Annotated in this window: 23 protein-coding genes; 7 read left to right on the plus strand and 16 right to left on the minus strand. The window is 63.8% G+C overall.

The features are described from left to right. Positions 1 to 24 precede the first annotated feature (24 nt). The 4 genes from K3136_RS06520 to K3136_RS06535 are packed head-to-tail and all read right to left on the minus strand — an operon-like array spanning position 25 to position 2,193. A complete protein-coding gene (locus tag K3136_RS06520; RefSeq protein WP_221432052.1) occupies positions 25 to 429 on the minus strand; it encodes a cytidine deaminase in 405 nt (134 codons plus the stop codon). A 10-nt stretch (positions 430 to 439) separates the two neighbouring features. After that, positions 440 to 943 (minus strand): hypothetical protein, encoded by a 504-nt coding sequence (locus tag K3136_RS06525; RefSeq protein ID WP_221432053.1) that lies wholly within the window; start codon positions 941 to 943, stop codon positions 440 to 442. 34 nt (positions 944 to 977) lie between these two features. Next, positions 978 to 1,685, minus strand: a complete 708-nt coding sequence (locus K3136_RS06530) for a glycoside hydrolase family 25 protein (RefSeq protein ID WP_221432054.1) — start codon at positions 1,683 to 1,685, stop codon at positions 978 to 980. Positions 1,686 to 1,689: 4 nt separating this feature from the next. Beyond that, complete coding sequence (locus tag K3136_RS06535; RefSeq protein ID WP_221432055.1) at positions 1,690 to 2,193, minus strand: UPF0262 family protein; 504 nt, start codon at positions 2,191 to 2,193, stop codon at positions 1,690 to 1,692. Positions 2,194 to 2,323: 130 nt separating this feature from the next. Between K3136_RS06535 and K3136_RS06540 the strand changes: the two genes are divergently transcribed. Next, a complete protein-coding gene (locus tag K3136_RS06540) occupies positions 2,324 to 3,847 on the plus strand; it encodes a replicative DNA helicase (RefSeq protein WP_221432056.1) in 1,524 nt (507 codons plus the stop codon). A 3-nt stretch (positions 3,848 to 3,850) separates the two neighbouring features. On the opposite strand, the gene K3136_RS06545 is transcribed toward K3136_RS06540, so the two are convergent. After that, positions 3,851 to 5,038, minus strand: coding sequence for a phospholipase D-like domain-containing protein (locus K3136_RS06545; protein ID WP_221432057.1), 1,188 nt, complete (start codon positions 5,036 to 5,038; stop codon positions 3,851 to 3,853). 113 nt (positions 5,039 to 5,151) lie between these two features. Here K3136_RS06545 and rpoZ point away from each other — a divergent pair, with 113 nt between their 5' ends. Next, positions 5,152 to 5,496, plus strand: coding sequence for a DNA-directed RNA polymerase subunit omega (gene rpoZ / locus K3136_RS06550; RefSeq protein WP_221429348.1), 345 nt, complete (start codon positions 5,152 to 5,154; stop codon positions 5,494 to 5,496). 67 nt (positions 5,497 to 5,563) lie between these two features. Here rpoZ and K3136_RS06555 read toward each other — a convergent pair whose 3' ends face one another. Further along, a complete protein-coding gene (locus tag K3136_RS06555; RefSeq protein WP_247711458.1) occupies positions 5,564 to 6,412 on the minus strand; it encodes a sterol desaturase family protein in 849 nt (282 codons plus the stop codon). Positions 6,413 to 6,450: 38 nt separating this feature from the next. On the opposite strand from K3136_RS06555, the gene K3136_RS06560 reads away from it, so the two are divergent. Further along, positions 6,451 to 7,530: a DUF3667 domain-containing protein gene (locus K3136_RS06560; RefSeq protein ID WP_221432058.1), complete on the plus strand. Its 1,080-nt coding sequence runs from the start codon at positions 6,451 to 6,453 to the stop codon at positions 7,528 to 7,530. Between the two features lies 1 nt (position 7,531). Here the strand turns inward: K3136_RS06560 and K3136_RS06565 are convergent, their stop codons facing one another. The 3 genes from K3136_RS06565 to K3136_RS06575 form a co-directional block, all read right to left on the minus strand. Continuing rightward, the gene (locus tag K3136_RS06565) at positions 7,532 to 7,831 is read right to left on the minus strand and encodes a hypothetical protein (RefSeq protein ID WP_221432059.1); all 300 of its coding nucleotides are present in this window, start codon (positions 7,829 to 7,831) and stop codon (positions 7,532 to 7,534) included. A 97-nt stretch (positions 7,832 to 7,928) separates the two neighbouring features. After that, positions 7,929 to 9,899: an ATP-dependent zinc metalloprotease FtsH gene (gene ftsH, locus K3136_RS06570; RefSeq protein WP_221432060.1), complete on the minus strand. Its 1,971-nt coding sequence runs from the start codon at positions 9,897 to 9,899 to the stop codon at positions 7,929 to 7,931. 83 nt (positions 9,900 to 9,982) lie between these two features. Then, the gene (locus K3136_RS06575; protein ID WP_247711459.1) at positions 9,983 to 10,609 is read right to left on the minus strand and encodes a TetR/AcrR family transcriptional regulator; all 627 of its coding nucleotides are present in this window, start codon (positions 10,607 to 10,609) and stop codon (positions 9,983 to 9,985) included. Between the two features lie 94 nt (positions 10,610 to 10,703). Here K3136_RS06575 and K3136_RS06580 point away from each other — a divergent pair, with 94 nt between their 5' ends. The 4 genes from K3136_RS06580 to K3136_RS06595 are packed head-to-tail and all read left to right on the plus strand — an operon-like array spanning position 10,704 to position 14,971. Continuing rightward, positions 10,704 to 11,837, plus strand: coding sequence for an ABC transporter permease (locus K3136_RS06580; protein WP_221432062.1), 1,134 nt, complete (start codon positions 10,704 to 10,706; stop codon positions 11,835 to 11,837). Positions 11,838 to 11,878: 41 nt separating this feature from the next. Next, positions 11,879 to 12,553 (plus strand): ABC transporter ATP-binding protein, encoded by a 675-nt coding sequence (locus K3136_RS06585; protein ID WP_247711460.1) that lies wholly within the window; start codon positions 11,879 to 11,881, stop codon positions 12,551 to 12,553. 1 nt (position 12,554) lies between these two features. Then, positions 12,555 to 13,547 carry an efflux RND transporter periplasmic adaptor subunit gene (locus K3136_RS06590; protein ID WP_221432064.1) on the plus strand — a complete coding sequence of 331 codons (993 nt, stop codon included), beginning with the start codon at positions 12,555 to 12,557 and terminating at the stop codon, positions 13,545 to 13,547. Next, positions 13,544 to 14,971 (plus strand): efflux transporter outer membrane subunit, encoded by a 1,428-nt coding sequence (locus tag K3136_RS06595; RefSeq protein WP_247711461.1) that lies wholly within the window; start codon positions 13,544 to 13,546, stop codon positions 14,969 to 14,971. The genes K3136_RS06590 and K3136_RS06595 overlap by 4 nt, the downstream gene beginning before the upstream one ends. On the opposite strand, the gene K3136_RS06600 is transcribed toward K3136_RS06595, so the two are convergent. Genes K3136_RS06600 through K3136_RS06630 form a run of 7 tightly spaced genes read right to left on the minus strand, consistent with a single transcriptional unit; the run spans position 14,941 to position 22,364 of the window. Next, on the minus strand, positions 14,941 to 15,909 hold the full coding sequence (locus K3136_RS06600; RefSeq protein WP_221432065.1) for a HupE/UreJ family protein: 969 nt from the start codon (positions 15,907 to 15,909) through the stop codon (positions 14,941 to 14,943). The genes K3136_RS06595 and K3136_RS06600 overlap by 31 nt on opposite strands. Continuing rightward, a complete protein-coding gene (locus K3136_RS06605) occupies positions 15,906 to 16,691 on the minus strand; it encodes a peptidyl-prolyl cis-trans isomerase (RefSeq protein ID WP_221432066.1) in 786 nt (261 codons plus the stop codon). Before K3136_RS06605 ends, K3136_RS06600 begins: the two co-directional genes overlap by 4 nt. Then, positions 16,688 to 18,622, minus strand: a complete 1,935-nt coding sequence (locus K3136_RS06610; RefSeq protein WP_221432067.1) for a DUF3604 domain-containing protein — start codon at positions 18,620 to 18,622, stop codon at positions 16,688 to 16,690. Before K3136_RS06610 ends, K3136_RS06605 begins: the two co-directional genes overlap by 4 nt. A 42-nt stretch (positions 18,623 to 18,664) precedes the next feature. Beyond that, on the minus strand, positions 18,665 to 19,333 hold the full coding sequence (locus K3136_RS06615; RefSeq protein WP_221432068.1) for an exopolysaccharide biosynthesis protein: 669 nt from the start codon (positions 19,331 to 19,333) through the stop codon (positions 18,665 to 18,667). Between the two features lie 58 nt (positions 19,334 to 19,391). Continuing rightward, positions 19,392 to 19,841, minus strand: coding sequence for a MaoC family dehydratase (locus tag K3136_RS06620; RefSeq protein ID WP_221432069.1), 450 nt, complete (start codon positions 19,839 to 19,841; stop codon positions 19,392 to 19,394). Beyond that, entirely contained in the window at positions 19,841 to 21,259 is a 1,419-nt protein-coding gene (locus K3136_RS06625) for an aldehyde dehydrogenase family protein (protein WP_221432070.1), read from the minus strand. The genes K3136_RS06620 and K3136_RS06625 overlap by 1 nt, the downstream gene beginning before the upstream one ends. A 28-nt stretch (positions 21,260 to 21,287) precedes the next feature. Next, on the minus strand, positions 21,288 to 22,364 hold the full coding sequence (locus K3136_RS06630) for a CaiB/BaiF CoA transferase family protein (RefSeq protein ID WP_221432071.1): 1,077 nt from the start codon (positions 22,362 to 22,364) through the stop codon (positions 21,288 to 21,290). Positions 22,365 to 22,388 lie beyond the last annotated feature (24 nt).

Here is a 22,388-nt window from a genome sequence, read left to right on the forward strand (position 1 = left end):
TACGCCCGAAACGTGAAGAAAGGCTTAGTCGAGGCTTGCGGGTCCGAAGGCGTCGGGCAGCAATTCGCTGAGTTTGACCCGTCGGACCTCGTTGGGACCGACACACAGGATCAGCGGATCGGTGCCGCCAAGCTGCGCCAGTTCGTTGAGCACTTGCCGGCAGCGGCCGCATGGCGTGATGGGCGCGTCACCCGGCCCGGTTACCGCCACGGCTTCCAGACCGCCGCGCACGCCATCGGCCATGGCCTTCGAGACCGCGACCGTCTCTGCACACAGCGCGAGGCCGTAGCTCGCATTCTCTATATTCGTCCCCGTGATCACGCTGCCATCGGCAAAGCGCAGCGCGCTGCCCACGGCAAAGTTCGAATAGGGCGAATAGGAGTTTTCGGCGGCGCCGCGTGCGGCAGCGATCAGCTCTTCGTCGGTCATGCGCTCGTCTCTAAGGTTGATTGAAATACTCCAGCGAAACCTCCTTGGTTTCGACATTGCCGTCTTCGACTTCGTACAACGTGATCTCGCCCACCGTTGCTGAGATTTTTGTAATCGTGCCTTCGCTTGTTTGCTCGGTCTCTTTGATCCGCTCAAACTCGTAAACACCTTCGAATCGCTCGAGCTGCCCGCCAGCGAAATTGTGGCAATCGGCGGCTAGCGAGCCTCGATATGCGACGAGAATTTCATATCGACCGGGCACAATGTTCTCAAGGGTCACCGTGCGCCCTGCCTCGACAAACACGGTCCTAAGCTGTGCGCTATCGATGCCCCTCAGCCTGACAAAAGCAAACCCCGAGTTGTCGTTTTTGACGACTAGGCGCGGCATCATTTCCTCTGAAGGGAGCACGACCTCAAGCTCGTCTCCATGCGAAAAGGTGCGAATACAAGTGCCCGCGTCTTGCGGATGCGCCTGTATTCCCGCCAAAGCGGCCAAAAAAGCGAAAATCTTCAAGATGTTCCCCCGCAAAACTTGCTAGTGAGAGTCTTTAGGGTCGCACGACCAGCCAGCGCAAGGGCTTCTCTGCTGCTTCGCTGGCGTAGGCCGAATTGGCGGTCCACACGGTCCAGGGACGCCCGCCATAGTCGGGCTCCGTCATATCGCCATCGAGCCAGAGCGCGCGTTCGAGCCGGCGCGCAGGGCGATAGCGGCGTTCGAATTCTTCGCCGGGAGCCAGCACCACCGGTGCTTCGGTGTGCGATTCGATCTGGTTTACCAGCGTCAGCAGTTCGCTCTGGACCGCGGCCTCCGAAACGCGTTCGAAGCATTGGTCGGCTGTCCGCGTCAGGCGGATCGCGGGCGGCAGCAGTTCCGCATCGCGCGGGACGATGGTGACGTAATTGGCCGATTGTCCGTCAGCTGTTTCGCAAGGGTCGAAAAGGTGGACCGCACCGACCTGCAATCCGGCTTCGCGGGCAGCTTCGAGATTACGCGAGAAATTGGCGTCCTTCCCCCGCGCGCCGCGACTGGCCTCGAGGTAGACGAAGCCGGCGCCCAGCCCCTTGAGCACTTCGAAATCGACCGCGCCGTCACCCTCCCCGACCAGTGCGCCCTGGTCGGGATAGGCGGTCTCGTCGGGCCGCCAGCCGCGCTGTTCGTATTGAAGCCAGAGCCAGTAGCCGCCACCGACCAGCGCCAGCAGCAACGCCAGTTTCACGACCAGCCCGAAACGGCTCTTCTTCTTCCTGCGCGCCATCGCCTCAGCCCTTGATATGGAGCACGCAGATCAGCGTGAAGAGGCGGCGCGCGGTCGCGAAATCGGTTTCGACCTTGCCATCCAGCCGTTCCAGCAGGAGTTCGGCGGCACGGTTGTGAATGCCGCGGCGGGCCATGTCGATCGTCTCGATCTCGCCCGGCGTCGCCTTGCGGATTGCCTGGTAATAGCTGTCGCAGATCGCGAAATATTCGCGGATCGGACGGCGGAAACGCGCAAGGCCGAGCAACAATTCCTCGAGCACTTCGTCGTCCGTGTCGGCAATCGTGAGCAAAAGCCGCCCGTCGCGAACCGCGAGACGCAGGTGATAGGGACCGTTGGCGCCGCGCTCTGCCGCGCGCACCGGCTTGAACGTGTTCTCCTCGATCAGGTCGAAGATGGCGATGCGCCGTTCCTGTTCGATATCGGCATTGCGCCAGATGATCGTCTCCTCGTCGAGCTCGATCTTCGCAATGCGCTGGTCGCCGGAGAGGGGTGCGGATTCGGTCATTGTTCGAAGGCTGCTTTCGCAACTGCGAGGGTGCGGGGCAAGGGGTTGCAGACTCTTCCCCGCTATCCACAGCCGTACTGTGGCATCCTCGCCTTGCCAGTGCACCCGTTTCACGGGCAACAGTCTCCGCATGGCCGACACCGATCTCCTTTTCCCCGCCACTGATTCGACCCCTGCCAAGGACGTGCAGGGCCAGACCCTGCCCAGTAACGTCGAGGCAGAGGCTGCTTTCCTTGGCGCGGTGCTGATCGACAACCAGGTCGTGCAGGAGCTCAACACCCCGCTCCAGCCGCATCATTTCTTCGAACCGGTGCACCAGCGCATCTACGAGCGCATCCACAAGCTGATCGACCGCAACTCGGTCGCAACGCCGGTGACGCTGAAGCCCTATTTCGAAAGCGACGAGGCCCTGAAGCAGCTCGGCGGGGTGACCTATCTCGCGCAGCTGACCGCCGACGGACAGGGACTTCTCGCGACCGGCAAGCTGGCCGAGCAGATCTACGACCTCGCCCTGCTGCGCGAACTCGTCAGCGTCGGCCGCAACCTTGTCGAAGGCGCGCTCGATACGTCCGACGAAGTCGCGCCGATGGACCGCATCAGCCAGGCCGAGGCAGACCTTTACAAGGTGGCCGAGGGCGCAACGACGGGCAGCGAGGCGCAGGACTTCCGCACCGCCGCACTCGGCGCGTTGAAGATGGTCGAGGCCGCGATCAATTCGGGCGGCAAGTTCTCAGGAAAAACGACTGGCCTCGAGACGGTCAACGACAAGACCAGCGGCCTCCACAATTCCGACCTCATCATCCTCGCCGGCCGTCCGGGCATGGGTAAGACCTCGCTTGCGACCAACATCGCCTTCAACGCGGCGCGCCGCCTGATGGACGACAAGAAGATCGGTATCGAGGGCGAGGAATCGCCGGGTGCAGCCACCGCATTCTTCAGCCTCGAAATGAGCGCCGACCAGCTGGCCACGCGTATCCTTGCCGAGACCGCGGAGATTTCCTCGGAGAAGCTGCGTTCGGGCAAGCTGTCGAAGGAAGAATTCCAGCGCCTGTCCTTTGCCAGCCAGGAACTGAACGAGCTCCCGCTTTATATCGACGACACCCCCGGTCTCACCATCGGTGCGCTGCGCACCCGCGCACGACGGTTGAAGCGCCGCCACGATATCGGCCTCGTCATCGTCGACTATTTGCAGCTGCTCCAGGGTTCGGGGCGCGCTAACGACAACCGCGTCAACGAAATCTCGGAGATCAGCCGTGGTCTCAAGACGCTCGCCAAGGAACTGCATGTGCCGGTTATTGCGCTTTCGCAGCTCAGCCGTGCGGTGGAGCAGCGCGAGGACAAGCGCCCGCAGCTTTCCGACCTGCGCGAATCCGGCTCGATCGAGCAGGACGCCGACATGGTCTGGTTCATCTTCCGCGGCGAATATTACCACAATGCCCTGAAGCCCGACACGCCGGACGAGACCAGCAGCGAGGACGTGCGCCAGAAATATGCCGACTGGGAAGCGCGCCACCTGGAGCTGGTCAACCGCGCCACGCTGATCGTCGCCAAGCAGCGTCACGGCTCGACCGGCAATGTCCCGCTCCTGTTCCAGAGCGAGTTCACCAAGTTCACCTCGCCCGAAATGCGCGGTGGCTACGAAGATTACGAATAGGGCCTAAATGCCGAGGTTGGTACGCCGGGTGACGGTATAGTCGATCACGGACACCAGCAGCCACCCGAGCGACCAGCGGAACCGGTTCCACAGCGTCGCCCGCTTGCGGTGCTTTTCCAGCGTAATCTCTTCGGAAGCCTCGATGTGCTGCGTGACGAATTCGCGCATCTTGTCGGCCAGCGCCTTGTCCTCGATCCTTAGCATGATTTCCAGATTGATGTAGAGGCTGCGCATGTCGAAATTGGCGCTGCCCATGTAGACGGCATCATCCAGCACGAGCAGCTTGGTGTGCAGCTTGCAGGGTGAGAATTCCCAGATCTTCGCACCGCGCTTGAGCAGGTATTTGTAGAGCGAGCGCGTCGCGCCGATCGTGGCGCCATTGTCGCTCTTGGCGGCCATGAGCAGGCGCGTCTCGCCCTGCCTCGCCACGCCCGCGATCCGCTTGAGCAGGGTATAGGGCGGCGAGAAGTAGGCCATGAAGATATCGAGCCTCGAGCCTTCCTTCATGTCCTGCGAGATACGCCGCGCCCAGGTCGACAGCCCGCGGGTTGGCCCACCCACCAGCCAGCGCGCGCGGCCCGAACCGGACTTCCATTCCCAGTTGCGAACCGTTTTCGTGATCGCACGGAAATGCGCCCTACCGTCCTCGGTCCAGGCGCGCAGCTTGGCGAACCAGTCGTTCAGGCCCTCGACCCCGTCGCCCTCGATATGGATGGCAAGATCGTTCCAGCCATTGCGTTCGGGCGGCGCGAAGTAATCGTCCTCGATGTTGAAGCCGCCGAACATCGCCCGCTCGCGATCGGCAATGACCATCTTCTGGTGGTTGCGAATGAGGTAGCGCATCGACCAGCGCGGGCTGAAGTAGAGACAGCGCCCTCCACAATCCACGAGCGGCTGGAGGAATTTCTCTGTCGCCGAGGCGCCGAAGCGGTCGATGATCAGCGTGACTTCGACACCGCGCGAGGCCGCATCGCACAGCGCATCGCGCAGTTCGGTCGACACATCGTCTTCGGCAAAAATGTAGAAGCAGACATCGAGCGTGCGCTGCGCAGAGCGGACCAGCGCCATCAGCGCCTTGCGCCGGTCATCGCCTGCCGGATAGAAGGTGAGCGACTGGCCCTGGGCCTCCACCGAAAAGGGCGGGGGATCGCGAAACGCGACCGGTTCGGCTTGAGTGGCTGGCTCTCCCATGTGCCAGATGCTTTAGCGCGTGTGGCGAAAGGCGCAAATCCTTGACTATCGCGGCTGTCGACCCTATTTCGCGCGCTTTCCAGATTCTCTTTTGATTTTGCATCGGAGTGCCCATGGCGCGCGTTACCGTCGAAGATTGCGTAGACAAGGTTCCCAACCGTTTCGATCTCGTCCTGCTGGCCGCCCAGCGGGCACGTGAAATTTCGGGCGGTGCGGAAATCACGCTCGACCGTGACCGCGACAAGAACCCCGTCGTCGCGCTCCGCGAAATCGCGGAACAGACGGTCAAGCCGAAGGATCTCAAGGAAGCTGCAGTCACCAACCTGCAGAAGATCCTTCCGGACGACGATGACGAGATGGATGAAGTCGGCTCGCTGAGCCAGTCGGCCGAAGCGCTGCGCATCACCGCATCGGCACCGACCCGCTCGACCTCGATCGGGGCAGACTACGAAGGCTGATCCTTCGGACTGGCTGCAAACATGAAAACCCGCCCCTCACCGGGCGGGTTTTTCATTTGGTCCGCCCTTATTTGCGAAACGGAAGCAGCAGGCTCCAGCCCAGCGCATGGGGGCGCTTGTCCTGGTATTCCTCGAGCCCGATCGTGAGCTTGCCCTGCCCCTTGCCCACGTAAGTGCCGAAGAGGCGATCCCAGCCAGACAGCAGCGTGCCGTAATTGCTGTTCGTCTCGCGTTCGATCGCCGAGTGGTGGATGCGGTGCATGTCGGGCGTCACCAGCACGGCGCGAACCGGCGTTTCCAGCCCCTTGGGCAGCGCGAAGTTCGCATGGGTGAAAAGCGTGGCGAGGTTGAAGACCAGCTCGAACAGGAAAACGCCCCAGACCGGCAGGCCCAGCGCGACCACGACTGCCATCTTGAACACCATGCTCGCCATGATCTCGATGGGGTGGAAACGCGCCGCGGTCGTCACGTCGAAGGCGGGATCGGAATGATGGACCTTGTGCAACCGCCAGAGCAGCGGGATCCGGTGGGTCGCCCAGTGCTGGAAAAAAAGCGCAAGGTCCATCGCGACGATCGCTGCGATGATACCGGCCCATTGCGGGATCTCGACCTGGTTAAAGAGGCCCCAGCCGCGATCTTGCGCCAGGGCGGCTGCACCGACCATCAGCAGCGGGACCAGCAGGCGCACAGCCAGCGTGTCGATGGCGAAGAGCGCCAGATTGGTCACCCACCGCTTGCCGCGCGGCGTGCTCCTTGCCGGTACGAGGAGTTCGATACCTGCAAACAGGGCGAACACGCCCGCCATTGCGCCAAGGGCGTATAACTCAGCCGAAGTGCCGATGGCGTCCATGTCGGGCTTTTCGCAAGGCGGCCCAGCTGCTGCAAGTCCAATCGTGGCGGTTTGCGTCTGCGCCATGGCGGCCTATGATGCGTCGGCACGGCAAGGGGGAATTCGTGAGCGATATCGGCGATGCAATCGGAACGGCGGTCGAAGGCGGTCTTTTCGCCAAGGCCATCGACGGCCGCGGCAAGAACGGAACCCCGCTCGAAAAGGGCCACTTCGCCGAAGGGACTTGCCTCAATTGCGGTACCGCGCTTGTCGGCCCGCACTGCCATGAATGTGGCCAGCAGGCGCATCTCCACCGCACGCTCGGCGCTTTCCTGCACGACCTGCTCCACGGCGCGCTGCATTTCGAAGGCCGCACGTGGAAGACGCTGCCCAAGCTTGTGTTCAAGCCCGGAGAACTGACCCGCCGCTATATCGATGGCGAGCGTGCGCGCTTCGTGTCTCCCATGGCGCTGTTCCTCTTCGTGATTTTCCTGATGTTCGCCGTCTTCCAGTTGGCGGGGATTTCCACGCCGACCGACCTGCGCGCCGATAGCCCGGTAGAGGTCAAAAACTCGATCGACCGGGTCAAGGTAGAGGCCGGGAAGGCGCTGAGAACATCGAAGGCGGAACTGGCGGCCATGTCGGCCGACGATCCCGGGCGCGCCGAACTGGAGGCGGAAATCGCCGAGGCGGAAGAGGCCTACCAGGCGATCGAGACCACCCAGTCCTTTGCCCTGGGTAACTCGATCGGCAAATCGATGAAGGAAGGCACCGGTATCGCCTGGTTGGACAAGGGCATAGAGAAGTGGCGCTCGAACCCTACGCTGATGCTCTACAAACTGCAGACGAATTTCTACAAGTTCAGCTGGCTGCTGATACCCTTGTCGATACCCTTCGTGTGGCTGCTCTTCGCATGGCGACGCAAGTTCAAGGCTTATGACCACGCGATTTTCGTGACCTATTCGTTGAGCTTCATGACCTTGCTCATCCTCACGATCACGCTCGCGGGGCTTGCCGGTGTGCCCGAAGGTTTCATCGTCCTCGCGTCGATACTGGTCCCGCCGATCCACATCTACAAGCACTTGCGCGGGGCTTATGGGCTCTCGCGATTCTCGGCCTTCTGGCGCCTCGGCGTGCTGACGCTGTTCATCATGATCGTACTCACGATCTTCCTCCAGCTATTGCTGCTGCTCGGCGCCTTCTGAACTAGTCCTTCGGATCGGCCTGATCGCTGTTGAGGTTGTCACCGAGGATCGGTGCCGGGCCGGGCGTTTCCTTGTCGCCTTCCTCGATATGCTGTTCGAGGTTGGCAGCGCCTTCGCTGACCGCACCGGCCGCGTCCTTCGCGCCTTCCTCGATCACTTCGCCCACCACGGCTGCGTTGGCTTCGATATCGTCTCCTGCGAGATCGACAGTGCGCGCGGCATCATCCTGGGTTTCCTGCGAGCAGGCGGCGACGCCTGAAAGTGCGGCGAGGGCAATAATGGCAGAGTAGGTGCGGTTCATGGTCTGACCTTCGAAATAGCTGATGTATCCAGTCCAAACGCAGAAAGGGCGCCGAGGGTTTCCCCGCGGCGCCCTTCCCATTGGCTCTTGGCGGATATCAGGCCCCTGCAGGGGCTCCGTCGCCCGAACCGCCGAACTTCTTGCCTGCCTTGGGAACAGTCGAGCTGCCCGCCGGACGCACGGCGACAGGGCCCTTGGGCTCGTCGGGGCGGTCGATCTTGCCGTCCTTCATCAGCCGGTCGATCTCTTCGCCAGTCAGCGTCTCGTACTCAAGCAGTGCCTGGGCGAGTAGGTGGAGCTTGTCCTCCTGTGCGGTCAGGACTTCCTGCGCGCGCTTGAGGCCGCCCTCGACCAATTCCTTGATCTCGGCGTCGATCATCTTGTTGGTTTCCGCACCGGCCATGGTCCGCGCCGTCTGGCCCATGCCGAGATAGCCTTCCTGGCTTTCCTCATACATCAGCGGACCAAGCTTGTCGGACATGCCCCACTTGGTGACCATGTTCTTCGCCAGGTCAGTGGCATACTGGATGTCGCCGCTCGCCCCGCTCGAGACCTTGTCGTGGCCGAAGATGATTTCTTCCGCAACGCGGCCGCCCATGGCGACTGCGAGGTTCGCGTGCATCTTGTCGCGGTGGTACGAGTAATTGTCGCGTTCCGGCAGGCGCATCACCATGCCCAGCGCACGGCCGCGCGGAATGATGGTCGCCTTGTGGATCGGGTCCGATGCCGGCTCGTTCAAGGAGACCAGCGCGTGGCCTGCCTCGTGATAGGCGGTCATCTTCTTCTCGTCCTCGTCCATGACCATGGATTTGCGCTCGGCGCCCATCATGACCTTGTCCTTGGCGTCCTCGAATTCCTGCATTGCGACGAGGCGCTTCTTGCGGCGCGCCGCAAGCAGGGCTGCTTCGTTGACGAGGTTGGCGAGATCAGCACCCGAGAAGCCGGGCGTGCCGCGCGCGATGGTGCGCGGGTTCACGTCGGGAGCCAGCGGCACCTTCTTCATGTGGACGGCAAGGATCTTCTCGCGGCCGTCGATATCGGGGATCGGCACCACGACCTGGCGGTCGAAACGGCCCGGGCGCAGCAGCGCGGGGTCGAGCACGTCGGGGCGGTTGGTCGCCGCGATGATGATGATGCCTTCATTGGCTTCGAAGCCGTCCATCTCGACCAGCAGCTGGTTCAGCGTCTGCTCGCGCTCGTCGTTCGAATTGCCGAGGCCATGGCCACGGCTGCGACCGACGGCGTCGATTTCATCAATGAAGAGGATGCACGGTGCATTCTTCTTGGCCTGTTCGAACATGTCGCGCACGCGGCTTGCGCCCACGCCGACGAACATTTCGACGAAGTCCGAACCCGAAATGGTGAAGAAAGGCACGCCCGCTTCGCCCGCGATGGCGCGTGCGAGCAGCGTCTTGCCGGTACCGGGCGAACCGACCAGCAGCGCACCCTTGGGGATGGTGCCGCCAAGCTTGGAGAAGCGTTGCGGATCCTTCAGGAACTCGACGATCTCTTCCAGTTCCTCGCGCGCCTCGTCGATGCCGGCGACATCGTCGAAGGTGACGCGGCCCTGCTTTTCGGTGAGCATCTTGGCCTTGGACTTGCCGAAGCCCATCGCGCCGCCCGCACCGCCGCCCTTCTGGACCTGTCGCAGGGCGAAAAAGGCGATGCCGAGGATCAGCAGGAACGGCAGGATCTGGATCAGCGCATAGATCAGCATGTTGCCGTTATCGGCTTCCTTGCCTGAATACTGGACGCCGTTTTCTTCCAGCAACTCGGTCAGCTTGGGATCGTTGCGGACAGGGATCGTGCTGAACGCTTCGCCAGCGGTCGTCTTGCCGACGATGGTCTCGTCGGAAATTACCACCGATGCGATCTGACCTTCGGCAACCTTGTCCTTGAAATCGGAATAGAGCAGCGGAGTACCAGCCGGCTGGCTGCCGCCGCCGAACAGCGAAACCACCAGCAGCAGGCCGAGGAAGACGCCGCCCCATACCATGAGGCTCTTGATCCACGGGTTGGGGCCGTTGCCATCGGGCTCGGGCGACTGGTTTTCGTTTTCGTCACGCATTGCTGGGTGCAATCCTTTCCTGGAATTGCTGATGTAGGGGCGGGCGTGTGAATGACAAGTTTAGCACAGAGGGTATTTCGGCGCTAATCGCGATCACACTCATCGACTGCGTAGGCCCGGCAGAACACCTCGACCGCACCTTCGATGCGCTGGCGGTCGCGAACCGGGTCGACAGGATGGCCGAAACGCCGTTCCAGGTCGCCCATTCCCTTGCACATGCTGGCGAACTGTTCGACCGCGAGCTCGACATCGTCGATCTCGACCTCGCCCGCCTCGACCATTGCCCGCATGAGGCCGGCAAAGGCCGCCTTCATCCGGTGCGGCCCCGAGGCGAGGAAAGCGGCGCCGATCTCCGGCTCATGTTCGGTTTCCGCAGCGATACGGCGTTCGAACTGGACCATTTCGGGGCGCGACAGGAAGGCCATCATCGCCTCGCCCACCGCGGTCATCCGCTGGCGCAGCGTCCCGCGCAGGTCCGGCGCTGCCTGGAACTGACCGCGCATCTTTTCGCATTCGAGTTCCACTGCGGCGGCAAACAGGCCGCGTTTGTCGCCGAAGTGGTTGTACACGGTGACCTTGGACACGCCGGCATCGGCCGCGACCTGCTCGATCGAAGTTGCCGCGAATCCCGATTGGAAGAAGGCACGACCGGCCGCGTCGAGGATCGCCTCGCGCTTGGCCTTGTCTGCCGGCCTTCCAGCCCTCTTCACGTCGCTTGACAAAATGAACGGTCCCGTTCAGTTGAACGCCATCGTTCAGTAATGAACGAGTCGCCCCGTCAACGCAAGCAGAGGTCGCCAAAACATGATCTGGATAGCCATCCGCATGCTGACAGGCGATCCGCAGAAGTTCTTCGGGCTCGTGTTCGGCATCGCGTTCTCGACCCTGCTCATCACCCAGCAGCTGACGATCTTCGTCAACCTCCTCGAACGCGGCGCCAGCGGCGTCTACAATGTCTCGAGCGCAGATGTCTGGGTCATGGACCCGGTCAGCCGCACGACCGATGTCGCCTATGCCATGCCCTCCACCGCGCTCGACAAGGTGCGCGGGGTTCCCGGGGTGGAGTGGGCGGTCCCGCATATCCGCGCGCAGGCTTCGGTACGGACCAAGGACGGCGATCTGGAAGGCGTGGCCGTGATCGGTGTGGACGATGCGACGCTGATCGGACTGCCCAAGAACATGGTCGAAGGCTCGATCGACGTCCTCTCGCAGCCCGACAGCGTGATCATCGACGATGTCGGCACGACGCGCATGTTCCCGGGCCAGTCGCCCATCGGCGAGCGGCTGGAACTGAACGACCAGCGCGCGGTCATTCGCGGGATTGCCGATGCCGTCCCCAGCTTCACTAGCACCGTGGTGCTCTATACGAAGTACAGCCAGGCGCTGAACTACGTGCCGGGCACGCGCAACCGCCTGTCTTTCGTCCTAGTCGGCGCGGAAAATCCGGCGGAAGCAAAGGCGCTGTCCGAACGCATCGAGCGAGACACCGGCCTCAAGGCACAGACGCGCGAGGAATTCGCCCGCGACGGGGTCGATTTCATCATCGAGAATACCGGCATTCCCATCAATTTCGGGATCACCGTGGCCCTCGGCTTCATTGTTGGCGTTGCCATCGTCGGCCTGACCTTCAGCCTCTTCATTCGCGACAACATCAAGCAATTCGGCGCACTGAAAGCCATCGGCGTGACCAATTCCAAGATCCGCTCCATGGTTGCCGCGCAAGCCGGTCTGGTCGGCCTCATAGGCTACGGCCTGGGTGTCTTGGGGACGGTCGGCTTCATTCAGGCTTTCTCCGCAAACCCGCAATTCAAGGGCTTTTACATTCCCTGGCAGATCCCGATTATCAGCCTCGTCGCCGTCGCCCTGATCCTGGCGCTGACCGGCTGGCTAGCGCTGCGCAGAGTGCTCAAGACCGAACCTGCGGCGGTGTTCCGGTGAGCGGCCCGGTCTCTTCTGGCCCTGCGATCTCCACGCGCGGAGTGACGCGCGATTTCAAGGCGGGCCAGCAGACGATCACCGTGCTGCACGGGATTGATCTCGACGTGAAGGCGGGCGAACTCACCTTCCTCGTCGGCGAAAGCGGATCGGGCAAGACGACGCTCATTTCGATCATGTGCGGCATCCTCTGGCCGACCTTGGGCGAGGTGAAGGTCTTCGGCACCGACATCTACGACCTGTCCGATGATGAGCTGGTCGACTTCCGGCTGAACAACATCGGCTTCATCTTCCAGCAGTACAATCTGATCCCCTCGATCGATGCCGCCAGCAACGCTGCCGTGCCTCTAATCGCGCAGGGGATGGACCGGCACGATGCGCGCGAAAAAGCCGTCGCCATGCTGGAGAAACTCAACATCGGCGACCAGGCCGACAAGCTGCCGAACCAGCTTTCGGGCGGGCAGCAGCAGCGCGTCGCCATTGCGCGTGCTCTGGTGCACGAACCGCGTCTCGTCGTCTGCGACGAGCCGACCGCGGCGCTCGATGCCGCCTCGGGCCGCCGCGTGATGGACCTGCTGCGCGAAGTCGCCGTCGCCAAGGACCGCGCCTGCATCATCGTCACCCACGACAACCGCATTTTCGACATGGCCGACCGTATCCTCGTGCTCGAGGACGGGAAAGTAAAGCATGACGGCACCGACATGCCGGAGGACCACTGAGATGGCACTAGACATTCGCAATTTGAGCTTCTCGCGGCAGATCCTGCCGGTGATCGCGGTGGTCGGACTGATCTTCGCAGCGATTTTCATCCTGTCTGGACAGCCCGATCGCGAATTGTCCGATCCCGACCGCGAACCGCCGCGCACACCCGAAGCGCTGGCTGACGAAGCGCGTGTCGCAGGTTCGGGTATCGTCGAACCGTCGAGCGAACTGGTCCAAGTCGGATCGGCCCTCTCGGGTCTCGTGACCGGTCTCTACGTCCAGCCCGGCGACCGCGTGAGCGAAGGCCAGACGCTGTTCACCGTCGATGATCGCGCCGTGCGGGCGCAGCTGCGCGAAGCCAACGCCGCGATTGCCGAAGCGCGTGCAGCCATCGCCGAAGCGCAGAGCGCACAGGCCACTGCCGCAAGCCAGCTTGCGCTCTATCGCAATGTCGACGATCCCGCCGCGGTCAGCCGCAGCGAAGTGATCCGCGCGGAAGGCGAAGCCAGCGCCGCTGCCGAGCGCCTCAGCCTCGCACGCGCGCGGCTCGATGCCGCCCAGGCGCGCGCAGGGTCGGCCCGGACAGAACTGGGGCGCCTGACCGTGCGCGCCCCGATCGCGGGCGAAATCCTCGCGGTGAATATCCGCAAGGGCGAATATGTCAGCACCATGGGTGGTGGCGGCTCGCAGCCTTTCATCGAAATGGGCCAGACCCAGCCGATGCACGTCCGCATAGATATCGACGAGGAACAGGCCCCGCGCCTTGCCATGGGCGAACCGGCCACCGTCAGCCCGCGCGGCGCGTCGGACCAGCAGGTGCAGGCCAGCTTCGTTCGTGCAGAGCCGCTGGTCGTGCCCAAGCGTTCGCTCACCAATTCGGCTGCCGAACGCGTCGATGTGCGCGTCCTGCAGGTGATCTACGAACTGCCTGCGGAAGCGGTTGGCGACAACGGCCTGTTCCGTGTCGGCCAGCAGGTCGATGCCTATATGCCGGCCAAGGCTGGCGAATGATGCGCGCACTGTTCCTTACCGCAAGCGCGCTAGCCCTGTCGGCCTGTGCGGGCGGACCTCCGCCCGAAGTCGCGACGCCGACGCCGGTCCTGCCGCAGCAGTTCTTCCACGCACCTGACGCAGGAACGGGCGCGGAGCTTGCCGCACTCCTGCCGACCTCCGATCCCGCCTACAACACGCTTGCGGCGCAAGCGCTGGCAGGGTCCCCGACACTCGGCGAGGCCGTTGCACGGATCGAACAGGCCCGTGTAGGAGCCGCGCGAGCCGGGGCGGAGCGCTTGCCCGCTATCGGTGCCAACGCATCCGTCACGGGCACCCGCACCAATCCCGCGCAATTCGGCACTTCATTGCCTCCGGGGATCGCCTTTGACACCGAACGCGTTGCCTATGCCGCCAACCTGACGGCGCGCTGGGATCTCGATATCTTCGGCCGCCTGCGCGCACAGGAACGCGCGGCGCTCGCCCGCGTCGATGCCGCCGACGCTTCGGCCCTCGCCGTTCGCAACGCATTGCTCGCCGAGATCGCTGCGAGTGTGATCGACTGGCGCACGCTCGAAGCCCGGCAGGAGGAGATTGAAAGCGACATCGCCGCTGCCGAGGAACTGGCGCGGCTGGCGGGCGTGCGCGAACGCGCCGGGATTGCGCCGGGTTTCGACCGCGTGCGCGCCGAAAGCGCCGCCAATGCTTCGCGCAGCCGCCTTGCCGCGTTGGACAGCGAGCGTGCGCGCCTAACCGGCAGGCTCGTCACCCTGACCGCACAGGGCGGCATGCAGGTGCGGGCGGCCATGGCGCTGGGGGCTCCGGACACCGAGCTTCCCGCTCCGCCGGTTGCCTTGCCCTCCTCGCTATTGGTCAACCGGCCCGATATCCTCGCCGCATCCGCCGGGCTTGCCGCAGCCGATGCCGAGCTTGCCGCGACCGCACGCCGCCGCTTTCCGACATTCGACCTGTCGGCAGCACTCGGCCTGCTCGCCTTCAGCCCCGGCGACCTGTTCGATGAGGACAGCATCGTCGGCTCCATCGCCGCCACCATTGCCGGACCATTGCTCGACTTCGGTCGGATCGAGGCCGAGATCAACGGTGCCGCCGCTGGAAAGCGCGCGGCGTTCGAAGCCTATCGGGGCGCCGTCTATACCGCGCTTGGTGATGCCGAAGCAGCCTATAGCCTCGTCGCAGCAGCCGACCGCGAACTCGCCGCGGCCAACTCCGAGGCAGAAAGCCTGCAGCGGGCCGCGCGCCTTGCCGAAACACGTCAGGAGGCTGGCCTTGCCGATTTCCTCACCGTACTCGAGGCGCGGCGCGCAGCCGATGCGAGCGGCGAACGTGCAGCGGCTGCGCTGGGCCGTGCCAAGCGCGCCCGGGTGCTGCTGTGGCAGGCGCTCGGCGGCGACCCTCAGCCGATTACGCGGTCGATCAGCCAGTAAGCCCCGATTATCCCGATGGGATAGGAGGCGATGCGGATCGCCCGCGCCTCGAGACCGGGCCTGATACGGCGTAGCGCTGCGACCGCCACGAGTACGGCGGCGATAACCAGCAACTGGCCGGCCTCCACACCGAGGTTGAAACTGATGAGCGCGGCGGGCACCTCGCCTTCGGGCAGGCCGATTTCGCGCAGGGCGCCTGCAAAGCCGAAGCCGTGGAGCAAGCCGAATATGAAGGCGACCAGCCAAGGCAGGCGGCGGGTCAGTGTCTCGCGCGTGCCGCGAGCGATTTCCACCGCGAGGAATACGATCGACAGGGCAATCAGCGCCTCGACCGGTCGCTGAGGCAAACCGGTCAGGCCAAGCGTCGTGCCTGCCAGCGTGATCGAATGCGCGATGGTGAAGGCTGTCGCCGCTTTCACGACCGCCCAGCCGCCGCGCACAAGCAGGACCAGCGCGATGACGAACAGGAGATGGTCCCATCCCGCGAGGATGTGTTCCACTCCGATCAGGAAATAGCTGAGCCACACTTGCGCGCTCGACGGACGCTCGGCGATGGTCGCAAGCGGGGCTTCTGGTGTGAGCCGGTGCACCTGCACGGGCCGGTCCGTGGGAGCGACACGCAGGATCGCCTCGCCCGGCGCGGGGAAGCTCCAGCCCATCTCCTGTCCTGCCACATCGCCCGAACATCTCACCTCGGCGCGCCCTGTCGCGACCGCAGGCGCGATCATAATCCCGGGCTCGCCGGAGAACTGGCAATTGCCGGGCAGGATCGGTCGCACCGGTTCGCCAATTGCCCGCGGGGCGCGCGGCTCGCGCCAGCCCAGCGACCATTGGGTGGCAGAGACCTGTTCGAACTGGATCGACACGGGCCGCAACTCGTCTGCCGAAGCGACCGCCGGGATGACAAGCAGCACAAGCGCAAGCAACCAGCGGATCATTCGACCTCGATCCGGTAGGCATCGCGCAGCAGCTCATAGGCCTTCTCGCGCCGCGCCTGGATGGTACGGCTTCGCCATTGCGCCTCCACCCGTTCCCTGATCTCGCCGAAAGGTGGGATCTTGCCTTCGTCACGCTTGGTCAGGCGCACAAGATGCCAGCCGAAACCCGAAGCTATCGGGCCCTGCCACTGCGGCCCGGCAGCAAGCCGCGCGACTTCCCCCGCGAACTGGCTCCCGAAAACCTGCGCCACTTCTCGCTCGTCCATGCCTTCGACCGAGCCGGGCAGGCTGATCGCCTGACCGACGGGCTCTCCGCCGTCACGCGCGGCCAATGCCTCGTCTTCGCTGGCGAAATAGGCCTGTTCGAACGTCAGCGTTCCACCGGTTTCGAACGCCGCCGGATTGTCCGCCAGCCACTCCTTCAGTTCAGCCTCGGAAGGCTGCGCCAGCTCAACCTCGGCCCCGGCGAGCTCGTCCATCTTGGCGGCCAGCCTCCGCCTGACGACCGGGTCGCCCCGATCGAGGCCCAGCCGCAAGGCCTCCCGGTAGAGCACTTCCTCGCGCGTCCAGCGCTCGATCTGGGCATCGAGTTCGGCATCGGTCGGCGGGCGGCCCATCGTACGCTCGAAACCGAGCGCGAGCCCGGCCTGCTGCTCGCGGGTCAAGGTGATCGTGCGCTCGGCCGGATCGACCGGATCGCCCGCAAGCGCGAGCACGCCCCAGATCGCGGCCCCGGCAATCAGGAAATGCGCAAGCGGATCGCGCAGCAGCCCTCGTATCATCCCTCGTCCATGATCGGCGGTGCATCACCCGGCGCGCGGCGCTCTCGCAGCCAGACGGGCGAGGAATAGGCGCGCTCCTGGATGACATTCGCCTCCACCACGTCTGCTGGCAGGTCGAGACCGAAGCGCTTAGCATCGAACAGGACCCAGCTCGGCGTGGGGATTTCGATCACGCGCACATAGTAGAAGGCGCGCTGTCCCCGGACGTAATCGGGATCGGTCCAGGTAACCCGCAGTTCCGGAGCGCCTATCGAGTTCTCGTAGGTCGCCTCGCTCCGGTTGACCGTGTCGCCGACCGGCGGAACGGGGGAATCCGAAGCGCCGTCCATCTCGCGCGCACTCCACGCGACATCGTAAACCTTTTCGCGGGCCTCACCGCTCGCATCGACCCAGCCCTTCACGATCTGCACGCGGTCGAGATTCGCCCCGTCGGGATCCTTCAGGGCGCTGATCAGGAAGGTTGGAGCCTTGCCGCTGTCTTCCAGCTCGCCGCCCATCGGCACGCCGCGCGTATAGCCTGTGCGGACCCAGTCGCCGTCCCAGTCGCCATCGGTAAAGTCGAAGCCTGCGAAGAGGCGCACCACCATGCGCGGGCCGGTCGTTGCGTAGACTTCGCGGCGCATGAAGGCATCGAAGATTTCCGCGCGCGTATTCCCCCTCGCCCAGGCAGCCGCATAGCCGCCAGCAAGGTAATGCCAGCCGAACCGGCCGACCCGTGTGCCGAGGTTCTGGCCTTCCATGGCGCGGCCTGCACGCGGTTCGTTGCCCGTGTGCTTGCCGAAGAAATTGTCCTCGTCACCGGTGGCGAGTGCGGTGTGGCTGTCGGTCGAGCCGATCAGGCCGAAGGCGTAGGGATTGACCCCGAGCTGCTGTTCCAGTGTGAGCCCGCGCAGCAGCGCCGAGCGGACATAGCTGCCGGCATACATGTCCGGCGTGGCTTTTGCGGTCAGCGGGAGATTGCCCAAGTCCCAGCCGGCGACACCGAAGCCTGCGAACTCGTCGTTCGGCGAGAGGAAGGGATGCGTCTCGCTGTCGCCCTTGATCTGCGTCGCCTCGACAACCGGCTCGCGCGCGGCACGGCGGCGGGCATATTGCGCGCTCATCGCCCCGCCATCGGGCCCGGTCAGTTCGAATATCATGCCGTTCGACAGGTTGGAATTGTGCGGGATCGCCAGCACCTTGCCGCCGGTGTTATCCTCGTAGGCGTCCATATAATCCCACAGGCCGGTGACCTCGCCGTCGATCCCCGGATAAGGAAGGATTTCGCGGGTCCTCGCACTGCCATCCCTGAACATGACGACGCGGTGCAGATTGTTGCCGCCCGGCATCAGCGTCCATTCGAACCCGGCAAAGGCGGTGAACCTGCCCGGCTCGTTATAGCGGTCGAGGATGTCGAGATGACGATCCCACAATTCGCGCGTGTTCTTTTCTTGCTGTGCGGGATCGCGCAGCGCTTCGGGAATTTCGTCATTCGCCGCTGCCGTGATGAGTTCGGCCACCGCGCGCGTCGATTGCTCGGGGCTTTCGTGCATCATGTCGTACCAGCGGCGCAGCGTGGGATCGCGGACCATCATGCGCGGTGCATCGTAAAGCCTGCGCGTCGCGCCCATCGCATCGGAATGATCGGCGATGACGAGGAAATCGAGCGGGCGGTCGAGCTTGGCTGTCATGCCCGTGGTCGCCGTCACCTGTTCCCCGCGCGCGAACTTCAGCGCGTCTTCCGGCCCGAGGCGAACGCCGAAACCGAAGGCATCCACAGAGACGTCGGTGTGGAGATGGGTGTCGCCCCAATATGGACGATCGGGGAATTCGGCGAGCTCGATAGTGTCGGTGTCATCGCCGGATTGCGCCTCGGTCGCGTCCGCCGGCAACCCGTCGCTACAGCTTGCGAGAAACAGGCCTGCAGCTGCGACTCCGATGAGTTTGTGCATCGCGTATCCTCCCCTTGCGCAACTGTGCGCCGGGCGACGCGATCAGGTCAAGGTCGGCCCTTCATCGAGCGGAGCAGTCCATGCGCTCGAGCTGCCCTCTTCATCGCCGGAGGTGTAGTAGTAATAAGTCCCGCCGCCCAGCGCAGCAACGGCAAGCGCCAGGGCGAAAAGCATCACCAACCCGTCACGCACGATCAGGGCAAGCCCGATCGCAGCAATGGCCAGCATCGGGCCGGAACTGGCAAAGGGCAGGAATTCGAGCGGCGGCACGGTGACGCACAGGATGACGATTGCCAGCGCGGCAACCTTCAACCAGAGGCCTTGCGTAAGCGCGCTCAGCCTGTCCTTGCTGTGTCCATCGAGCCAGTGCGCTACGCCGCGCAGCTTGCCCACGGCCTTGTGCAGTTTCTTCGATTCGACCGATCGCTTCTGGACGAATTGCGGCATCCAGATGTGCTCCTTGCCGAACAGCATCTGCAGGGCAATCAACGCGATGATCGAAGCAAGAGTGGTCGGCACGCCGGGAATGGCCCCGATGGGGGTAATTTCGATAAGGGCGAAGATCATGATGACGGGGCCGAAACTGCGCGCGCCGAAATCGTCGAGCACATCGGCTATGCAGACCTCGTCGTTCTCGGACGCAAGCTCGTCGAGTTCGCCGATGACATCTTCGACGCCTTCTGGATCCTTGCCGTTTCTTATTCCGCTCATTGCCTTCACCTTCGCTACTCAACGCGCGAAGGGGCACAATGGGTGCAACCGCCGGGTATCAGACGCTTTTCTTGAGCAGCGCCGAACGTTCGCAGCGGCAGACGACCTCGCCGCGCTGGTTCACCGCTTCGTGGAGGAAGGTCACGATCCCGGTATCGGGGCGCGACTTGCTTTCGCGCAGTCCGATCACCTCGCTGGTCGCATGCAGTGTGTCACCGATGAAGACCGGCTTGGGCATGACGAGCTTGTCGTAACCGAGGTTCGCCACCAGGGTGCCGAGCGTGGTGTCGCCCACGCTAAGGCCCACCATCAGCGAAAAAGTGTAGGTCCCGTTGACGAGGATCTGCCCGAATTCGCTTTCCCTGGCCGCTTCCACATCGAGGTGCAGGGGCTGCGGATTGTGGGTCATCACGGTGAAGAAGAGGTTGTCCGCCTCTGTCACCGTGCGCCGGATTTCATGGGTCAGCTTGTCGCCGACCTGCCATTCGTCGAAGTGCCTGCCCGCCATCAGCTATGGCCCATCACGGCTTTGATTTCGAGGAAGTCGTGGAAGCCCCACTCGCCCCATTCGCGGCCATTGCCCGACTTCTTGTAGCCCCCGAAGGCCGCGTTCATGTCATAGCCGCCGTTGATCGCGACACGGCCGGCGCGGATGCGCTTGGCGAGCTTCTTCGCGGTCTCGATATCCTCGCCCATGATGTGGCTGGCAAGGCCGTATTCGGTGTCGTTCGAGATGCGGATGGCGTCGTCGTAATCGTCATAGCCGATCATCGCGAGGACCGGCCCGAAGATTTCCTCGCGCGCGATGGTCATGTCGTTGGTGACATCGGCGAAGACGGTCGGCTTGACGTAATGGCCGGTTTCCAGCCCTTCGGGCTTGCCGGGGCCGCCCGCGACCAGCGTCGCGCCTTCCTCAATACCCTTTTCGATGAGGCCTTGGATCTTGTCCCACTGTGCCTTGGAGACGACCGGTCCGATCGTGGCATTGCCCTTGGGATCGCCGGGGATCACGCCCTTGGCAGCTTCCTTGGCCGCTGCCTTGGCTTCTTCCATGCGCTTGTGCGGCACGAGCATGCGGCTGGGCGCAGTGCAGGTCTGGCCCGAATTGCCCATCATGGCGATGGTGCCGCGCATGACCGACTGGGTGAAGGCACTGTCGTCGAGGATGATGTTGGGGCTCTTGCCGCCCAGTTCCTGCGCCACGCGCTTGACCGTATCGGCGGCATTCTTGGCAATCAGCACGCCCGCGCGCGTCGATCCGGTGAAGCTGATCATGTCGATGTCAGGGTGGCCGCTCATCGCTTCGCCCACGCCCGGACCGTCACCGTTGACGAGGTTGAACACGCCCGCGGGCACGCCCGCCGCGTCCATTATCTCGGCAAAGATATAGGCGTCGAAGGGCGCGATTTCGGAAGGTTTGAGGATCATCGTGTTGCCAGTTGCGAGCGCAGGGAAGACCTTGCAGGCGATCTGGTTCAACGGCCAGTTCCACGGGGTGATCATGCCGACCACGCCGATCGGCTCCCAGATGTGCAGCGTCGGGCCGTCCTGGCGTTCGAATTCGAAACCTTCGAGCACGTCGATGGCGGTCTGGCAGTGGCCGGCGAGCAGGCCGGTGTGCGGACCATTGGCAAGGCTCATCGGCGCGCCCATTTCCTCGCTCACGGCGAGTGCGAGATCGTCCTTGCGGTTGGCGATCTCCGCCTGGATCGCGCGCAGCAGGGTGAGGCGCTCTTCCTTGCTTGTCTGGCTGAAACTTTCGAATGCGCGGCGTGCGGCAGCGACCGCCTTGTCGACATCGGCCTTGGTGCCGAAGCTGATGTGGCCGATGGTTTCTTCGGTGGCGGGATTCTCGACCGGCTGGGTGTTTTCGGCAACCGGATCGACCCACTGGCCGTCGATGTAGAACTTGGTGCAATCGCGCATTGTAAAATCTCTCCTTATGCGCGGCTCTCTAGCTCCCTTGCGCCCAGCGCGCCACCACCTCTTCGCCGTCGGTCGCACTGTCGCGGATCACGCCCGGGGTGCGGTCGAAGCGGGGTGCCGGTGCGGTGTGCGAGCGCCCGCCATGATCGACGAATGCACCACGCGCCTTCATGTGCGGATGGTCCTTCGCCTCGTCGAGCGGGACGACCGGGGCGAAGCAGGCATCGGTGCCTTCTAGCAGCGCGGCCCATTCGGCCTGCGTCTTCGTCTTGAACAGTGCGGCGAGCTTTTCGGTGTAATCGTCCCAGTTCGCCGGGTTCATCTGGCCTTCGCGCAGCTCTTCGGGTGCATCGGCGCGGGCGAGCAGTTCGGCATAGAACTGCGGTTCGATCGCGCCGACGGTGATTTCCTTGCCGTCCGCGCATTCATAGCAGCGGTAGAAATGCGCCGCGCCGCCAAGCAGCCCCGCCCCGCGCTGCGTCGTGCGAAGTGCCGAATGCGGCTGGCCGTAGAAAAAGCTCATCAGGCTGGTCACGCCATCGACGATGGCCGCATCGACCACCTGCCCCTTGCCGCTGGTCTGCCTCTCGTAAAGCGCGGCGAGGATACCGAAAGCGCAATACATCGAGCCGCCGCCGAAATCGCCGACAAGGTTCTGCGGCGGGATCGGCAATTCGCCCTTTGCCCCGATGCTGTCGAGCGCGCCGGTGATGGCGATATAGTTGAGGTCGTGCCCCGCCGCCTGCGCCAGCGGGCCGTCCTGCCCCCAGCCGGTCATGCGCGCATAGACAAGGCGCGGGTTGAGGCCGAGCACGACATCGGGACCAAGTCCGAGGCGCTCCATCACACCGGGGCGAAAGCCTTCGATCAGCACATCGGCATTGGTGAGCGCCTTCTTGACGAAAGCCTGCCCGTCCTCGCTCTTGAGATCGACCGCCGCGCGATGACGAGCACGTTCGACCACCGCGTTCATCGGCTTGTGGCCCGGGCGTTCGATGCGGACCACTTCCGCGCCGAGGTCGGCAAGCAGCATGGCCACATGCGGCCCCGGTCCGATACCCTGGAATTCGACGACACGCAGGCCGGTAAGCGGTCCGTTGCTCATACTTCTCTCTCCAAATCTCTCTCG

Source organism: Qipengyuania gelatinilytica (assembly GCF_019711315.1).
Classification (GTDB): domain Bacteria; phylum Pseudomonadota; class Alphaproteobacteria; order Sphingomonadales; family Sphingomonadaceae; genus Qipengyuania; species Qipengyuania gelatinilytica.

Bases quoted from the DNA above. Each gene is read 5' to 3' on its own strand.
- ftsH (WP_221432060.1), bottom strand. From the start codon at position 9,899: ATGCGTGACGAAAACGAAAACCAGTCGCCCGAGCCCGATGGCAACGGC.
- K3136_RS06545 (WP_221432057.1), bottom strand. From the start codon at position 5,038: ATGGGAGAGCCAGCCACTCAAGCCGAACCGGTCGCGTTTCGCGATCCC.
- K3136_RS06590 (WP_221432064.1), top strand. From the start codon at position 12,555: ATGGCACTAGACATTCGCAATTTGAGCTTCTCGCGGCAGATCCTGCCG.
- K3136_RS06610 (WP_221432067.1), bottom strand. From the start codon at position 18,622: ATGCACAAACTCATCGGAGTCGCAGCTGCAGGCCTGTTTCTCGCAAGC.
- K3136_RS06540 (WP_221432056.1), top strand. From the start codon at position 2,324: ATGGCCGACACCGATCTCCTTTTCCCCGCCACTGATTCGACCCCTGCC.
- K3136_RS06595 (WP_247711461.1), top strand. From the start codon at position 13,544: ATGATGCGCGCACTGTTCCTTACCGCAAGCGCGCTAGCCCTGTCGGCC.
- K3136_RS06565 (WP_221432059.1), bottom strand. From the start codon at position 7,831: ATGAACCGCACCTACTCTGCCATTATTGCCCTCGCCGCACTTTCAGGC.
- K3136_RS06600 (WP_221432065.1), bottom strand. From the start codon at position 15,909: ATGATCCGCTGGTTGCTTGCGCTTGTGCTGCTTGTCATCCCGGCGGTC.
- rpoZ (WP_221429348.1), top strand. From the start codon at position 5,152: ATGGCGCGCGTTACCGTCGAAGATTGCGTAGACAAGGTTCCCAACCGT.
- K3136_RS06535 (WP_221432055.1), bottom strand. From the start codon at position 2,193: ATGACCGAATCCGCACCCCTCTCCGGCGACCAGCGCATTGCGAAGATC.
- K3136_RS06630 (WP_221432071.1), bottom strand. From the start codon at position 22,364: ATGAGCAACGGACCGCTTACCGGCCTGCGTGTCGTCGAATTCCAGGGT.
- K3136_RS06605 (WP_221432066.1), bottom strand. From the start codon at position 16,691: ATGATACGAGGGCTGCTGCGCGATCCGCTTGCGCATTTCCTGATTGCC.
- K3136_RS06625 (WP_221432070.1), bottom strand. From the start codon at position 21,259: ATGCGCGATTGCACCAAGTTCTACATCGACGGCCAGTGGGTCGATCCG.
- K3136_RS06620 (WP_221432069.1), bottom strand. From the start codon at position 19,841: ATGGCGGGCAGGCACTTCGACGAATGGCAGGTCGGCGACAAGCTGACC.
- K3136_RS06520 (WP_221432052.1), bottom strand. From the start codon at position 429: ATGACCGACGAAGAGCTGATCGCTGCCGCACGCGGCGCCGCCGAAAAC.
- K3136_RS06530 (WP_221432054.1), bottom strand. From the start codon at position 1,685: ATGGCGCGCAGGAAGAAGAAGAGCCGTTTCGGGCTGGTCGTGAAACTG.
- K3136_RS06555 (WP_247711458.1), bottom strand. From the start codon at position 6,412: ATGGCGCAGACGCAAACCGCCACGATTGGACTTGCAGCAGCTGGGCCG.
- K3136_RS06615 (WP_221432068.1), bottom strand. From the start codon at position 19,333: ATGAGCGGAATAAGAAACGGCAAGGATCCAGAAGGCGTCGAAGATGTC.
- K3136_RS06580 (WP_221432062.1), top strand. From the start codon at position 10,704: ATGATCTGGATAGCCATCCGCATGCTGACAGGCGATCCGCAGAAGTTC.